Here is a 703-nt window from a genome sequence, read left to right as displayed (position 1 = left end):
CACACTATCATTACGTGAATACATAGCGTAATGAAGCGAACCGGGGGAACTGAAACATCTAAGTACCCCGAGGAAAAGAAATCAACCGAGATTCCCCCAGTAGCGGCGAGCGAACGGGGAGCAGCCCAGAGTCTGAATCAGCATGTGTGTTAGTGGAACGGTCTGGAAAGTCCGACGGTACAGGGTGATAGTCCCGTACACAAAAATGCATGTGTTGTGAACTCGAAGAGTAGGGCGGGACACGTGGTATCCTGTCTGAATATGGGGGGACCATCCTCCAAGGCTAAATACTCCTGACTGACCGATAGTGAACCAGTACCGTGAGGGAAAGGCGAAAAGAACCCCGGCGAGGGGAGTGAAAAAGAACCTGAAACCGTGTACGTACAAGCAGTGGGAGCATCCTTCGGGGTGTGACTGCGTACCTTTTGTATAATGGGTCAGCGACTTATATTCTGTAGCAAGGTTAACCGTATAGGGGAGCCGAAGGGAAACCGAGTCTTAACTGGGCGTTAAGTTGCAGGGTATAGACCCGAAACCCGGTGATCTAGCCATGGGCAGGTTGAAGGTTGGGTAACACTAACTGGAGGACCGAACCGACTAATGTTGAAAAATTAGCGGATGACTTGTGGCTGGGGGTGAAAGGCCAATCAAACCGGGAGATAGCTGGTTCTCCCCGAAAGCTATTTAGGTAGCGCCTCGTGAA

At 51.1% G+C, this 703-nt stretch carries 1 rRNA gene; it reads left to right on the top strand.

Annotated elements, in window-relative coordinates:
- A 23S ribosomal RNA gene (locus ACVXHP_RS24200) occupies positions 1-703 on the top strand; the annotation flags it as partial.

The organism is Citrobacter freundii complex sp. 2025EL-00176, assembly GCF_053309355.1.
Note: the sequence above shows the minus strand (reverse complement) of the source record. Positions and strands in the feature narration are given on the sequence as shown.